14 protein-coding genes are annotated in these 15,246 nt (G+C 50.1%); 4 read left to right on the forward strand and 10 right to left on the reverse strand.

The annotated features are described in order from the left end of the window. Window positions 1-11: 11 nt before the first annotated feature. From H4O21_RS21845 to purU, 5 genes are read right to left on the reverse strand one after another with little or no spacing between them, the layout of a single operon-like run. A complete protein-coding gene (locus H4O21_RS21845) occupies window positions 12-2,930 on the reverse strand; it encodes a 2Fe-2S iron-sulfur cluster-binding protein (RefSeq protein ID WP_220495797.1) in 2,919 nt (972 codons plus the stop codon). After that, the gene (locus tag H4O21_RS21850) at window positions 2,927-3,235 is read right to left on the reverse strand and encodes a sarcosine oxidase subunit delta (RefSeq protein ID WP_182811169.1); all 309 of its coding nucleotides are present in this window, start codon (window positions 3,233-3,235) and stop codon (window positions 2,927-2,929) included. The genes H4O21_RS21845 and H4O21_RS21850 overlap by 4 nt, the downstream gene beginning before the upstream one ends. A 43-nt stretch (window positions 3,236-3,278) precedes the next feature. Further along, on the reverse strand, window positions 3,279-4,526 hold the full coding sequence (locus tag H4O21_RS21855; protein WP_182811171.1) for an FAD-dependent oxidoreductase: 1,248 nt from the start codon (window positions 4,524-4,526) through the stop codon (window positions 3,279-3,281). A gap of 20 nt (window positions 4,527-4,546) precedes the next feature. Beyond that, the gene (gene folD, locus H4O21_RS21860) at window positions 4,547-5,461 is read right to left on the reverse strand and encodes a bifunctional methylenetetrahydrofolate dehydrogenase/methenyltetrahydrofolate cyclohydrolase FolD (protein ID WP_182811173.1); all 915 of its coding nucleotides are present in this window, start codon (window positions 5,459-5,461) and stop codon (window positions 4,547-4,549) included. Between the two features lie 10 nt (window positions 5,462-5,471). Next, complete coding sequence (purU, locus tag H4O21_RS21865) at window positions 5,472-6,344, reverse strand: formyltetrahydrofolate deformylase (RefSeq protein WP_182811175.1); 873 nt, start codon at window positions 6,342-6,344, stop codon at window positions 5,472-5,474. Between the two features lie 264 nt (window positions 6,345-6,608). Between purU and H4O21_RS21870 the strand changes: the two genes are divergently transcribed. Continuing rightward, on the forward strand, window positions 6,609-7,382 hold the full coding sequence (locus H4O21_RS21870) for an IclR family transcriptional regulator (protein WP_368737580.1): 774 nt from the start codon (window positions 6,609-6,611) through the stop codon (window positions 7,380-7,382). An 86-nt stretch (window positions 7,383-7,468) separates the two neighbouring features. On the opposite strand, the gene H4O21_RS21875 is transcribed toward H4O21_RS21870, so the two are convergent. Both H4O21_RS21875 and H4O21_RS21880 read right to left on the reverse strand, forming a co-directional pair. Next, window positions 7,469-7,900, reverse strand: coding sequence for a GNAT family N-acetyltransferase (locus H4O21_RS21875; RefSeq protein WP_182811179.1), 432 nt, complete (start codon window positions 7,898-7,900; stop codon window positions 7,469-7,471). A gap of 127 nt (window positions 7,901-8,027) precedes the next feature. Then, entirely contained in the window at window positions 8,028-9,035 is a 1,008-nt protein-coding gene (locus tag H4O21_RS21880; protein WP_182811181.1) for an Ldh family oxidoreductase, read from the reverse strand. A gap of 214 nt (window positions 9,036-9,249) precedes the next feature. On the opposite strand from H4O21_RS21880, the gene H4O21_RS21885 reads away from it, so the two are divergent. Further along, window positions 9,250-10,161 (forward strand): LysR family transcriptional regulator, encoded by a 912-nt coding sequence (locus H4O21_RS21885; protein ID WP_182811183.1) that lies wholly within the window; start codon window positions 9,250-9,252, stop codon window positions 10,159-10,161. A gap of 20 nt (window positions 10,162-10,181) precedes the next feature. Here the strand turns inward: H4O21_RS21885 and H4O21_RS21890 are convergent, their stop codons facing one another. Beyond that, entirely contained in the window at window positions 10,182-10,322 is a 141-nt protein-coding gene (locus H4O21_RS21890; protein ID WP_182811185.1) for a hypothetical protein, read from the reverse strand. Window positions 10,323-10,660: 338 nt separating this feature from the next. Here H4O21_RS21890 and H4O21_RS26035 point away from each other — a divergent pair, with 338 nt between their 5' ends. After that, window positions 10,661-10,792 (forward strand): hypothetical protein, encoded by a 132-nt coding sequence (locus tag H4O21_RS26035; RefSeq protein ID WP_255487417.1) that lies wholly within the window; start codon window positions 10,661-10,663, stop codon window positions 10,790-10,792. 16 nt (window positions 10,793-10,808) lie between these two features. Here the strand turns inward: H4O21_RS26035 and H4O21_RS21895 are convergent, their stop codons facing one another. Both H4O21_RS21895 and H4O21_RS21900 read right to left on the reverse strand, forming a co-directional pair. Further along, window positions 10,809-13,049 (reverse strand): 2Fe-2S iron-sulfur cluster-binding protein, encoded by a 2,241-nt coding sequence (locus H4O21_RS21895; RefSeq protein WP_182811187.1) that lies wholly within the window; start codon window positions 13,047-13,049, stop codon window positions 10,809-10,811. A 171-nt stretch (window positions 13,050-13,220) separates the two neighbouring features. After that, window positions 13,221-13,841 (reverse strand): glutathione S-transferase family protein, encoded by a 621-nt coding sequence (locus H4O21_RS21900; RefSeq protein WP_182811190.1) that lies wholly within the window; start codon window positions 13,839-13,841, stop codon window positions 13,221-13,223. A gap of 243 nt (window positions 13,842-14,084) precedes the next feature. Between H4O21_RS21900 and H4O21_RS21905 the strand changes: the two genes are divergently transcribed. Beyond that, the gene (locus H4O21_RS21905) at window positions 14,085-14,969 is read left to right on the forward strand and encodes a LysR family transcriptional regulator (RefSeq protein ID WP_182811193.1); all 885 of its coding nucleotides are present in this window, start codon (window positions 14,085-14,087) and stop codon (window positions 14,967-14,969) included. Window positions 14,970-15,246: the final 277 nt, after the last annotated feature.

Raw genomic sequence — 15,246 nt, forward strand, 5'->3', positions numbered from 1 at the left:
AGCTCCTGTAATTAAAGCGCCTGGCGCGCGTTATCCGGATCAAAGAACGGCAGGTCAACCACAGTCGCCTGAACCACGTCACCACCATCGACACGAATCGGAAACTGGCTGCCCACTTCGATCTGCTTAATGCCGACATAGGCCAGACCGATAATGGAACCCACTGACGGCGAGTATTCACAGGAGGTGACATTGCCGGTGATATCAGCGCTGCTATCGGAGCTGCTTAGTACCAAATGACCTTCTTCTGGTTTCTTAGTGCCTTTGGGTAGGGTAAAGCCCACCAGCTTACGGGTCTGTGGTTGCGCCATGACGATATCCACCGAACGACGACCGACAAAGAATGGCTTCTTGCGACTGATCGCCCATTCCAGTGACAGTTCACCAGGGTGGCTCATACCGTCGGTATCCTGACTGACGATGATATGGCCTTTTTCCAGACGCAGCAGACGCTGGGTTTCAACACCAAACGGACGGATATCGAACTCTTTACCCGCTTCCTGCAGGACATCCCACAGCGCCTCACCAAAGCGGGACGGTACGTGGATCTCATAACCCAACTCACCAACAAAACCCACACGCAGTAAACGGGCTGGAATACCGGCTACATGACCTTCACGATACGCCAGATATGGGAAACCTTCCGGGCTGAGGTCGATATCGGTCGCCAGTTTCTCCAACACCTTACGGGAATCCGGACCCGCCAGGTTCACTGCGGCAAAGGCAGAAGTGACGTTGGTGATATCCACATCCAGACGCCATTGAGCATTCCACTTCATCATCTCGCGGTAAACGCGCTCAACACCACTGGTAGTAGCAGTAACGTAGAAGTGCTCATCGGCCAAGCGACAGGACACACCATCATCAATCACCACGCCGTGCTCGTTGGTCAGTACCGCGTAACGGGTTTTACCCACTGGTTGCTTCAGGAAAGCAAAGGTGTAGATGCGGTTCATAAACTCAGCGGCATCAGGACCACGCAGTTCGATACCCCCCAGGGTGCTGACGTCAATTACACCGACTTTGTTACGTACATGCTCTGCTTCAGCGTGCATGCAAGCATCGCGCTCTTCCGGTTTGCCATAGAACGCAGGACGCTGCCAGTTGCCCGCAGGCATCATTTTGGCACCCAGTTCTTTATGGCGGTGATGCATAGCGGTACGACGGTACGGGTCGAAAATACGGCCCGCGACGTGAGCCAGCTTCTCCGGTGAGAATGGCGGACGTGCAGTGGTGACACCGGTTTCGGTCACGGTACGGTCTGTGGCATCTGCCACCAGACGTGCTGTAGGTAGTGCGGAATGACGGCCCTGAGACGGTCCCATACCCACGGTAGAGAAACGTTTTACCAGCTGCACATCGCGGTAACCCAGGCGGGTGGCGTTAACAATATCTTTTGCCTGCAGATCTTCATCATAATCGACAAAATCTTTGCCTTTTGGATGGCTGAAGATCGGCCAGTCAAAGTTCACACGGCGCTTACAATTGACTTCAACGGCCACTTCGCCATTGGCCAAACCTAAGGTATGCAGGGCTTCAATGGCGGCGCGTTCACCGTCATGCAGTACTTCGCTCAGACCGTGTACGCCATTCACAGAACCGGCTATACGCAGATTTTTTGGTAGCTTGCTCAGAGAGAACTCGGCTGCGGTATCGTCATACTTCAGCTGACCACCGGCCTGACACAGCAGTTGATACACCGGCATATAACCCGCCGACATACACAGCAGATCACAGTCAAAACGCTGACTCTGGCTGGCGACTTCACCCTTAGCAGTAATACGACGCACATCAACGGCACGCACGTGTTTATTACCACGAGTCGGAATCGCTTCATACACGGTATGACCGGTAAGCACTTCCACACCACGAGCTTTCACAGCGCTGGCAATAGCATCAGATTCTGCGGCGTTGCGCATATCGACGACCGCAGCCACTTCAATACCTTGGTCCAGCAGTTCCAGCGCAGTCAGATAACCGTCATCGTTACCGGTCAGTACCACGGCTCGATTACCAGGCTTCACCGCATAGTGTTTCATCAGGCGGGTCGCCGCACTGGACATCATAATGCCCGGCAGGTCGTTATTGCGGAACACCACGTGCTGTTCAAAGGAACCGGAGGCGACGATACACTCTTTGGCACGCACCTTATACATGCGCTTGCCCTGGATCACCGGCAGGTAGTTATCGGCAAACCAGCCGTTACAGGCGGCGCTGGTCAGCACTTCGATATTGGCGTGTTGCTCAACGCTGGCCAGCAGATCTTCACGCAGCTGATCCGCCTGCTCACCTTCGACATCAAAGCGGTTATAGGTCAGGGAGCCACCCAGAATCGGCTGCTCTTCCACTAATAGTACAGAGGCACCGGCATTCGCCGCTTTCAGTGCTGCACTCAGGCCCGCAGGACCGGAACCCACTACCACCACATCGTGGAATAGATACGCTTTGTCGTAATATTCCGGTTGGAAATCCAGATCCAGTACACCCAGACCGGCTTTTTTACGGATAAAACCTTCCCACTTATCCCAGGCACCCAGCGGCTTAAAGAAGCTGCGGTAGTAGAAACCCACCGGCATAAAGCGGGAGAAGTGGCCTAGGATCGCATCACGGTCACCGTCCAGAGAGCCGTTGTAGTTCTGGCCCTGAACATCCAGGCCGTTGGCCACCAGTTCACGGTCCGCCAGTACGTTAGGTTCTTTGTTTAGCTGGATCAGGGTATTGGCATCTTGACCGGCCATGGTCAAAGGACCACGGGGGCGATGATACTTAAAAGAACGGGACAACAACCAGCGGCCACAACCGGCCAGGGCACTGGCAATAGAATCCCCTTGAAAGCCCTGGTAGGACTTACCATCAAACTTAAAACTGACCGGCTTAGTGCGATCGATCAGCAGACCCATCGGGGCCTTCAGACGCGTAGCGTGACTCATGCGCTCACCTCCTGTGCGGTCGATTCAGCACTGAACTCAACACGGGCTTTAAAGATCTCCGACGGATCGTAGGTACGGATAATTTCATCGGTCACGGTGTGACGTTCGGCGATAAACCAGTAACCGGATGCAGCGTGTAACCACCATTCTGTGACAACACCGGCCTGATTATCGGAATAGAACACGTACTCGGCCCATTCCTTATCGCTACAGGTGGTCGGGTTTGGCATGTCACGGACTTCACCACCGTGTACAAACTCACTGATATTGCGTGGTCCATTAAGCGGACAAGGCATAATTTTCATAGGATTGCTCCAGTTAAAATAGACGACTCGCTTAAGGGATCGCTTAGTGACTGGCCGCCGTAGCGCCCATCTCGTTAACCTGACGGAAGACGTCGAAACGGTCCATGGCAAACGGTGCGATCAGATCGGGCACCTTACCGCCACTGGCTACTAACTCAGCCATGGTCTTGCCGCAAATTGGCGTCGACTTAAAGCCCCAGGTACCCCACCCGGCATCCAGGTAGTAATTTTCTACCGGACTCAGACCCATAATCGGACTGTAGTCAGAGGTCATATCGGTGATACCGGCCCATTGACGCATCAGACGCAGATTGGCCATAAACGGGAACATCTCGATGGCGTGGGCTAACAAGCTCTCTTTCAGTTCCAGCGTGGAACGGGTGTTGTACAGTGGATAAGGATCGGAACCACCACCAAAAACAATCTCACCACGACCGGTCTGCTGCACATAGCAGTGCAGTGCTGAGGAACTTACCAGAGGGTCCAGGAAAGGTTTCACCGGCTGAGTCACCATCGCTTGCAGCGGATACGTAGTGATCGGCATACGGAAACCCGCTTTGGCTGCCATCAGTGAACTGTGACCGGCCACCGCTTGAATGGCACAACCACAATTGACGGTGCCACGGTTGGTTTTCACCTCCGTCACTTTGCCGTTTTCAACAATCACATCGGTGACTTCGGTCAGCTGGTGCAGTTCAACACCACGCTGGGTCGCGCCTTTGGCATAACCCCAGGCCACAGCATCGTGACGGGCGGTTGCGCCATCCATATGCCATAGACCCGCCAGAACCGGCATATGGGCCGGGTTCATATTCAGCGTCGGCACCAGCTCTTTAATCTCTTGCGGACCGATCAGCTCAGTACGGCCACCAAAGTGCTTGTTCACCTCGGCACGCTGACGGAAGGCACGTACCGTCGCATCTGTATGAGCCAGGGTCAGCTGACCACGTTGGGAGTACATGATATTGAAGTCAAACTCATTGGAGAGACCTTCAAACATCTTCACCGATTCACTGTAGAACTTAACGCCTTCAGAGGTCAGATAGTTGGAACGGATTACCGCGGTATTACGGGCGGTATTACCACCACCCAGATAACCTTTTTCCAGCACGGCTACATTGGTGATGCCGTGGTACTTGGCCAGATAGTAGGCCGTTGCCACACCATGACCACCGCCGCCGATAATCACTACATCGTAGCTTGGCTTTAGCTCGGTTGGAGCGGGCAGATCGGCATCCTGCTCAAACGGATAGTCGCTTTTCAGACCGTATTTAAGTAATGAGAAAGGCATAAGCCCTCCGATATTCAGGATTATCCGACTGCAGCAGTCGGTTCAGGGTTTGATTCGATGTCTTTGGAAGCGACTGAGGCCAGCTGAGCACGGGCCGCCGTCAGCGTATTCTTCATCAGACAGGCAATGGTCATAGGACCGACACCACCGGGTACCGGCGTGATCGCTTCCGCCACAGGTTCAACAGAGGCAAAATCCACATCACCCACCAGCTTACGGCGACCATCCACTTCAACAGCGTTAATACCTACATCAATCACTGTTGCACCGGTTTTGATCCAATCGGCTTTTACCAGCTCAGGACGACCCACCGCCGCTACAACAATATCCGCCTGACGACACAGGGCTTCGATATTTTGCGTATGGGAATGAACAGTGGTTACCGTGCAGTTCGCCTGCAGCAACAGGGCTGCCATCGGCTTACCAACAATATTGGAGCGACCAATCACCACGGCATGTTTACCGCTTAGATCGTTATGAATCTGCTGCAGCATGATCATGCAGCCCAGAGGTGTGCACGGCACCAGACTCGGTTGACCGGATGCCAGAGCACCGACACTCAGGGGGTGGAAACCGTCTACATCTTTGGCGGGATTGATGGCCGCGATAATCTGCGCCTCATCCAACTGCTTCGGCAGCGGCAACTGCACCAGAATGCCGTGTACCTCAGGATCCTTGTTCAGCTGATCCACCACCGCATTCAGGGTCTGCTGATCAGTATCCGCCTCAAGGCGATGCTCAATAGAGCGGATACCCGCTTCTTCAGCACGAAGGACCTTATTGCGCACATACACCTGACTGGCGGGATCATCACCCACCAGTACTACGGCCAGGGCCGGTGTTATGCCATGTTCGGCTTTCAGTTGCTGAACCTCGGTCGCGACCTCAACCAGCACCTGGGCCGACAGTTGTTTACCGTCGATTAATCGGGCCATCTCATCCACCTTATCTGAAGACTACAGTCTTGTTGCCATCCAGGAAGACGCGGTGTTCGGTGTGCATTTTCACCGCACGGGCCAGGGCGTTGGTCTCGGTATCACGACCCACCGCAACCAGCGCATCAGGACGGTAGCTGTGATCTACCGGCTGAACCGCCTGCTCGATGATAGGACCTTCATCCAGATCACGGGTCACGTAGTGTGCCGTGGCACCAATCAGTTTTACGCCACGCTCATGGGCCTGGTGGTAAGGCTTGGCACCTTTAAAGCCCGGCAGGAAGGAGTGGTGGATATTGATCGCACGACCGTGCAGTTCGGCACACAGATTGTCGGATAGAATCTGCATGTAACGGGCCAGTACTACCAGCTCAGTACCGGTTTCTTCAATCACCTCCAGCAGCGCCAGCTCCTGATCACGTTTGTTCTCTTTGGTCACTGGCAGGTAGATAAAGCGAATACCTTCACGCTCAGCCATAGGACGCAGATCCAGGTGATTGGAAACAACCGCTGTCACTTCCATATTCAGCTCACCCTTGCGCAGGCGATAGAGCAGATCATCCAGACAGTGATCGAACTTGCTCACCATGATCAGCACTTTGGTTGGCGTAGCCGCAGAACGCAGCTCCCACTCCATCTCAAACTTCTCAGCCACTTCCGGGAACTGGCCTTCAATATCGCTTAACTGACACTCACCGGACTCAACGTAGCACACCGCACGCATAAAGAAACGGCCGGTATCTTCGTCATCAAACTGAGACAGCTCGCTGATGTAACAGCCGCGCTCCGCCAGGAAAGTGGTAACCGCAGCAACGATACCGCTGCTCGCCTTACAGGTGGCTTTAAGAACAAACTGATTTGGCTTGGAAGTGTCGTTAGTCATGATGACAGCCCTTTGAGTCTCCGGTGTGAGTTAGCCTGAAAAATTCATATAAAAATATTTTTATTCGCATATGAAAAAATAGTTTGATAAGTCATGGCAAAAAGTGCCAATAACGTCAAAATTATGGCTATTTTTTTTATATGGCAAGAATTAATTGTCTTTTTCTGAAGAGAATATAAAATTCGTTCAAATATTAAAAATATTTTTATATTTGAAAAATTGAGCCGTAAAATGCTCGCACACGCACATTTTTGGAGCATCGCTGTGACCGATAGCGTAGAAAAAGATTACACCGTACCAGCCCTGGCCCGAGGCCTGAGTATTCTGGAAATGTTCAGCCCACAACAGCGCGTGCTAAGCACCAATGAGTTTGCCGAAAACCTGGGTGTCAGCACTTCATCCATCTACCGCATCGTGCAGACTCTGACCGATATGCAGTATCTGTCCAAGGTCGCCCGTAATACCTATGAGCTGGGTCCTGCGGTGGTCTCTCGCGGTTATACCTTTATGGCCAGTAGAGATATTGTTGATATCGCCGCACCTCATCTGAATCAGCTGCGCGATGCCACCTCAGTATCCTGTCATCTGGCGATTCGTGATGGCCGCGATACCATCTATATCTACCGGGCACTGGCCTCTCAACGTTTATCCGTCAATGTGCCGGTGGGCACTCGCTTGCCCTGCCATGCCAACGCGCTAGGTCGAGTGTTATTAAGCGGGATCAGTGATGAAAGTCTGGGGCAGCTGTACCTGGGTACCCAGCTGGATGGAGTACCTAAACCTAACCCACAAAGCCTGCCGGAACTACGCCAGCGTATTGAGCAGGAACGGGAACAGGGTTATGCCTTAAGTCAGTCCGACTTTGCTACCGCCATTGCGGCACCGATTCGTAACTACGCTAATGAGGTGGTTGCGGCGGTCAATATCTCAGGGCCGGATATTTTTATGCAGGGAGAGAGTATCCATCAGGCCATTACTCAACAGCTGGTGAATACCGCAGCGGCGATTTCTGCAGAACTAGGCTATAAAGCCAAATAAAAAAGCTTTATACCAGATACGGAAAAGCCCAAAGTTATTAGCTTTGGGCGTTTCTTCTGTCAAAACTGGTTATGGCAAACCGAGCTTTAAAGTTTCATATGCAGAATTGGAAATGGCTTACCCACATCATCGATCAGTGAACGTGAAAAAACTTTAAACCCCATATGCTCGTAAAAGCCTATTGCTAAAGGGTTTTGCTCGTTCACATCAACGCTGGTCGCACCTAACTCTTCGATAGCATACGATAACAGCACTTTACCCACACCCAGGCCTCGAGCTTCATTTAAAACGAATAGCATTTCAACTCTGGAATTGAGGACTCCCACAAAACCTGTAATCGAGCCACTATCATTTTTAATACATCTCAAGGTGACAGCAGGAAAAGCCTGTTCAATGATGATTGGCTTAAAAAACCCAATATCATCTTCTGTTATGAAGTCATGAGTTGCCCGGACTGAATCTTCCCAAACATCAAGCAGCTCTGCGTAATATTCAGGAAGCACATTTTCTACAATCATTGTATTTCTCGAAAGGTGATTGAAATTAATGTACAGCCACGGGCGTGGATTCTAGCTTTTCTGCAAGTAGATGTTCAACCTGGAGGGATTCACCGACTCAGCCTTGATCTATAGCTCAGCTCAAACCTTAATCAATAAAGGCTTTCACTTTTTCCAGTAGCTCTTCACTGATCTCAATATCGTTGACATCATTCTCCGCGCGGTTGCTCAGACGACGCTGGCCCGGCAGACGAGCTTCTGGCTGCTCTTCAATAGAAGCCACCAGATCACTGATACGCTCAGCAAAGGCTTCGCCAGAGAAAGTCTGTGGATCAATGGCAAAGAAGAACTGGCCTGTTTTTGGTGGACCACCGGCAGTACCAGAGAATGGGCTGGCCTGGGTACCTAGTGTTGCGCCTGACAGAGCCGCAGCCAGTACTTCAACCACCAGCCCCACACCAAAACCTTTATAGCCACCGCTTGGGGCCATACTGCCTTTCAGCGCCACATCAGGATCTGTGGTTGGGTTACCGTCTGCATCCAGCGCCCAACCTTCTGGGATTGCTTTACCCGCACGGGCGTGCATCATGATTTCACTTTTGGCGACTACACTGGCGGACTGATCCAGTACAAAAGCCACACCACCTTTACCGTTTGGGGTCGCCAGAGAGAAGGGGTTAGTACCAACAACAGGCTTTTTACCACCAACAGGAGCAATAGATGCAGGGGCGTTAGTAAAGCCCAGTGCAACCAGGCCCTGCTCAGCCAGACGCTCGGTGTGGTAACCCAGAACACCACAATTATAAGAGTTACGAATCGCCATACCGGCACAGCCGTTTTCTTTTGCCAGCTCAATCAGCTTTTCAAAACCTGCATCAATGGCAGGGTGAGCAAAACCACTACCGGCATCAACCACAACAGAGGATGCAGAGGGTATGCTGACCTGAGGTTCAGCCTGACCAACCACCTTGCCACAGCGTATATGCTCACAGTAGTTAGGCACATATACCAGACCATGACTTTTGATACCATCACGCTCAGCCGCAGCAACCGCTTTAGCCAGTGAACGTGCTCCAGTCTCTGAAGCACCGGCACCTGTCAGGGCTTGAAAGCTTAATTCTTCTATTTGGTAAAGACTTAGGGCTTGGGTCGACATCAGTGATTATCTCCTGTTCGAAGGGGGGATAAGTTTCGTATTGGAATAATCAGGATATAAGTACTATAGGTCGAATTGTTTTTTTTGTAATTTTGTTCAGAAAAACTGATCGCCTGATATTAAATAAGGCTCGGGCCTGAGCTTCAGAGTAAATAATTAAAGGCAAACACCAGGTAGAAGCTCACATATTACTATCAGAAATACGGAATATGTTATGAATCTCAAGCTGCAACAGCTCTATCATTTTACTCTGGTCGCAGAAGAGAAAGGATTTCGCAATGCCGCTAGCCGGGCTAATCGTTCCCAGGCTGCTATTTCCAGTTCAATAAAAGAGTTAGAACGTAGTCTGGGGCAGGCTCTGTTTGAGCATGGTAATAAAGCCAGGCTTACCCCGTTTGGCAAGGCCTGTTTACCCAGAGTACAGAATATGCTGATCCAGGCTGATCAACTGGAAACTGATCTGTTTGCTTTAGCCCGAGGGGAAAAGGGTCGTATCCGTGTTGCTTCTATTCCTTCTGTTGCCAGTCGGTTGCTACCCGCGGTCTTAGCTGAATTTTCTGCTCATTACCCGGATGTTGAAGTGGAGCTGGAAGATGATACCGCTGAACGGGTTGAGGCCAGATTGCTGCGGGGTGAAGTCGATATTGCATTGGGTAACCAGGTTAAAGAAAGCGCAGTACCAAAAGAAAACAGTCTGGCTAAGAAGAGTCATAGAGTCGATTTTAAACTGCTGCTCCATGATCCCATTGGGGTAGTGTGTAGCAGACATCATCCTTTGACTCAGCTCTACCGTCCTATCCACTGGAAGGACCTGAAACAGCACAACCGGATTTATAATGGTACTGTGCGTCTGTTGCGTAATACCCCGCTACATGATTTGATGGAGGATGCCCGCTACCGGGTTTCCAATATGATGTCGCTCTATTCCATGCTTGAGCAGGGGCTTGGTGTTACTACTTTGCCACAGCTGGCGACATCCGCAGCTCACTCCGAACTGGTATGGCTACCATTAAAAAGCCCGAAGCTGGAGCGTGCTATTGGTATTCAGCAGCTGACTGACAGGACTTTATCGCCCCAGGCTCAGTCATTTTATGATATGTGCTGCTACATGCTATTTGATGAATAAAAGGCCAGAAATATTACGTTTTAACCTTCAGCTTTTTTTGAACTTTCCATTTTGTGATGCTGGCTTGCATCGATATCAAAACCAGGATAAGAACTGCAAACATGAGTTAATTTTTTTAGATAGTATTCCTGAGGAGCCTTATTGATGACTGGTTCATTCATGTTGCATTGCTGCTTTGACAGATTACTGCATCTGAAGGCTCTGTATCGCGGTAGTTTATGGGCTGTCATTATTATTTTATGCTGCGCCTTCATCTTTGGAATTGCTCCTGTGCGGGCTCAGAGTAATACAGGTCTTGTTACTTCGGATAGGAACTTCACGATCTATTCTACAAAAATTGCGCCTCCGGTTATGCCTGATATGGAGCGACCAGGCTTTCTTTATGAGTTAATACTGGAGATTACCAAACGCGTTAATCAGGAGACGCCTCATTTAATTGTGAAACCTGATATTGTTTTGCAGCCTTGGAAGTGTTATCCATGCCGCCCCTGTGTGGCTTGTGGCTTCGAAAGGATTTCCGGTTGAACTGATTCCTGTCTTCCAGAGTGCTTTGGAAGAGATTCGTAGTGATGGCACATACTCTCGTTTGTACAATAGCTACTTTCAGCTTTCAGGCCATGATAAAAATTGAATAAGGGCTGAGATCTTTATAATTTAAGTTTGATATTGTCGCTATCCGGGTATGCGCAGCATAGAACGACTTCATTATCAGTATGTTCTGTTGCTGGTTGTATCGGATAGATCACAGAGCCTGCTTCTAACTGGGTTATACAGCTGCCACAAGATCCATTGCGGCAACTGAAATCAGGTTCCAGTCCCTGATTTTCAGCAAAGGATAGCAAATTACCATCTTCTTTTTTCCAGACTCCGCTTTGCTCTGAATCGGTAAATGTGACGCTGGCTGAAGCCGGGCCAACAGGTTCAGAAACTGAATCTATATTTTCGGTTTTATCTCTGTGATGCCGGATCAGGCTGGAAGGGCCAAATGCCTCCGCCTGAATCAGGCTATCTTTAACCCCCAGGCTGATCAGATTTTCATACTGAGCCTGCATAAAACTGGCTGGTCCGCACAGGTAAAAATCATACTCACCCAGAGGCAGGATGGCCTGCAGGCTTTTGCTATCGATATGTCCTTGTTGTCTGGCATGCTCAGGCAATCTGAATGGCTGATTTGTACTATCTGGTTCATCATGACCTGTGCGCCATGATTCATCTGGCTGGCTGATAAAGGCTCTGTACTTCACGCTTGCCGGATAGTCCTGCATCATCTGGTAAAACTGATCAGCAAAGGACAGTTCTTTTTCTGTTCGAGCGGCCTGTAATATGGTCAGAGAGACGGGCTTTCCGGCTTGATGGTGCTGGTGTAGCAGATGACGCGCCATAGAAATCATGGGTGTTATGCCGATACCGGCTGCCAGCAATACCGTAGGGCGCGTGCTGTCTTCCCGAAGATAAAAATGGCCTTGTGGTACTCTGGCTTCAATCACATCGCCAGCTTTCAAATACTTGTGCAGGTATTCTGATACCCGACCCTGTTGCTCTCGTTTAACCGATAATCGGTACTCTTTATCTCCGGGAGCAGAAGACAGAGTATAGGTCCGTATATCCGGTTTTGACTGTCCGGGGCGCTGAATTCTGACAGGCAGATGCTGACCGGCTTTAAATTGAGAGTTGGCTTTAAATTGAGAGCTGGCTTCTGGCTGGCGATGAATACTATTGACCGCATCATAAAACAGATCCGATTCTGATTTAGCCTCAGAGTCCGGTGACAGGTAAAAAGAGCGTACCAGAGGCGTTTCATCCTCCGTTCGTACCACTCTTAATCGTTGCCAGCCATCTGTTGTTAATGTGCTAGCTTCTGTACCCGTGTTCAGGGATGCTGCGGCATCTAACTTTGCCTGTGCAGAGGTCCAGTCTCCTGTTGTCGCATTACTGGGAGAAGCTTCATTAAACTGAAAAGTAAACGGCAGCGCTCCAGTCAGTTTTACCCCATGATCCAGAGTAAAACGCCAGGCTCTTTGTGCGCCGGTAAAAGCCTGCACTTCCGGAGCATTCTCCCACAGAATTTCGACTTGCCCTGTGAGCATTAACAGATCACCGGAATCAAAATCAATAAAGACCAGACCGGCCTTAGGTGTCATCAGAAAATTACCCAGCGTCATAAAGACGTTATTACCAGCGTAATCGGGAATGGTCAGGGTATCGCCTTCAACCCGGACAAAACCTGGTTTTCCACCGCGATGAGATACATCCACGCCTTCCACTTCCGGAGTGTCCTGCTGTTGGGTATAACTGGCGACAAAAAATGTATCGGCCTGTCTGATCAGGCTGCGAGCTTCTGTATCCAGAGTGGTAAAGCGCTGAGCACTTTGCTGCTGTTGAAGAGAGGTATCACGAATCAGCCGGATATCACGGGTCTGGATATACTTTGGACAATTTCCCATCGACTGATCGACAGCCAGGGTAAAACCTGTTGGTGTCGTCTCGCTGACTCTGGCATTCATCCTGTTCCGGCGTCGGGTGGCCAGTTCTATGCCTAATAAACCGATAGGTGCTTCTGGAGTGATCCCTTGCGCAATAGGGTTGCCGGTTTGTGCCTGTGCATTAATGGTCAGGGATGTTGGCGATACGGAAGAGATAAACTCACTATCACCCGCTAAAACGGATGCCCATGGCCAGCCCTGTTCATCCACGCTACCGATTACAATATAAGGCAGCTGCGAAAAAAACACTCTGTGCTGATCCGGCATAAAGGAACGGATCACTTTTCGCCCCATCGCCTCAATCTCATCAGACAAACCGATATGACTGTGCAGCATTTTTTCGCCTTTGTGAAAAGGCGTCTGGTCTGCAAATTTATTCTTTGGGCGCGCAGGTTGAGTGTTCATGACTGCTCTCTTCTGTGTTCAGTTCTGAGATACCGTGACAGATTCGGATTGGCCGATACTGGTCGCATCGGCCAATCCGACAGTGGTGTTTCTTCTTGTCTGACATTAATCTGATCTGGCATTGACCTGATCAGACAGGAAGACCACTGGGATAAAAAGGTTGAGTCAGATTCAGGCCAGCAGACCCGCTTTAGTGGTTGGCATAGCAACAAAACCTTGTTGGCCTTCAATGTTTTTCAGCAGACGCTGAACATTCGGATAGATCTCCAGTGAGATGCCGCCTTCCGGAGCGTGAGCCACATAACTGTAGATAGCGATATCTGCGATGGTCAGAGCATCACCGACCAGATAATCGCGACCGTTCAGATGGTTCTCCAGTTTCTCCAGTACCCGTGCTGCTACTGCTTTAGCAAAGTCTGCATCCAGTGGGGCGTTAAATACTGTGATCAGCCGGGCAGCTGCCGGGCCAAAGGCAATTTCACCGGCGGCCAGTGACAGAAACTTCTGCACTTCAGCTTCCTGTACTGCATCCTGTGGGAGGTAAGACGGCGCATATTTACGGGCCAGGTAGACCAGAATTGCATTGGAATCAGACAGAACCGTGTCGCCATCTCTGATAACAGGGACCTGACCTGCCGGATTCAGTGCCAGAAATTCAGGTTTTTTGTGTTCACCGTTGGCAAGATCAACATTGATGACCTTGTGATCAATACCAGCGATACCGGCAAACAATTCAATACGATGAGCATGACCAGACAGAGGAAAAGAGTAGATTTCAATAGCGTTTGACATAGTTAAAGCCTCAGATGTTTGGGGGTCAATTTACGATGAAGTCAGTGTATGTCGATGCTTTTGTATAGACAATATACTAAAATATTGAATGATTATGTATAAATTGTAGATAATGGCATTTGTGGTACTTTCAATTGAGTCTTGTTCGGGAACGAGGTAGTTCAGGGAGGAGGGCAGAGTAAGCTCTGGATGCTCTGCTCTGTAACAAGAATCTGCTCCTGATCTGTTAGCAAAGAGGAAGAGATGGATACCATAGAGACGATGCGTGCTTTTGTTGCCGTCGCCCGTCAGCGCTCGTTTACTGATGGAGCCCGGCAGCTGGAAATGAGTACCAAACTGGTCAGTAAATATGTCCGGCAACTGGAAGAGCGCTTAGGAGCACAACTGTTGCACCGGACTACGCGCAGTGTCACTCTGACAGAAACCGGTGAAGCTTATTTCACCCGTTGTATTGCTTTGCTGGAGCAGTTTGATGAGCTGGAAGGTCTGGTTCAGCTCAGAACATCTGAGTTAGCCGGTACCATACGGATTACCGCTCCAACCGGTTTCGGCAGCACCCATCTGGTGGATGCTCTGAGCAGCTTCCAGCAACAGCACCCCAATGTGGTGATTCAGTTGCAGCTGGCTGATCACAACATCGCCATTGTAGAAGAGGGGGTGGATCTGGCGATTCGTTTCGGGCCTTTGCATGATTCCAGTTTGTTAGCCCGAAAACTGATAGATATGCGTCTGGTGGTCGCTGCTTCGGAGCATTATCTGAAGGAACATGGCACGCCGGTTAATCCTCAGGCTCTGGCGACACATAACTGCCTGATACGCACCCGCAGCAGCGATCATCAGACAATCTGGCAGTTTAATATCGGTGGGCAATCTATAGCAGTTAAAGTGAATGGCTCGTTTCATTCCAATAACCCTAAGGCGATTGCTCAGATGGCTGCCAATGGTCTGGGCATTTGTCGCTCACCACTTTATGCCGTGCAGCCTTATCTGGATGATGGTCGTTTGCAGTTACTGTTCGAAGAGCAGGAAACACATTCTATGGCTTTGTATGCGGTTTATCCGCCCAGTCGCCATCTGACAGCCAGGGTGCGGGCTTTGATTGATCATTTGCAGAGCAATATTGACTGATACTGGTGACATTAACGGTCAGCTACGATTAACTGTTTCATGACTTGCTCCGGTGAAAATAATGTCTGGCAACGTCTGTCGTTGCGATAGAGCATAGTAATCACAAGTGAAGTGTTGATATACAGCTATTAACTTCAAACACTGTTGCTATATGGAAACGATGGTTGAGGTAACTATTACACTGCTTCACTGCTGTCCGGTTTAAAAAAACGGAAGGGGCTGGAGAGCTTAACCTCTGGGGATTACGGTAAAATAGCAGTTGTCGAGACAGCATTTT

Origin of the sequence: Oceanospirillum sediminis (genome assembly GCF_014164585.1) — a bacterium.
Lineage (GTDB): Bacteria > Pseudomonadota > Gammaproteobacteria > Pseudomonadales > Halomonadaceae > Oceanospirillum > Oceanospirillum sediminis.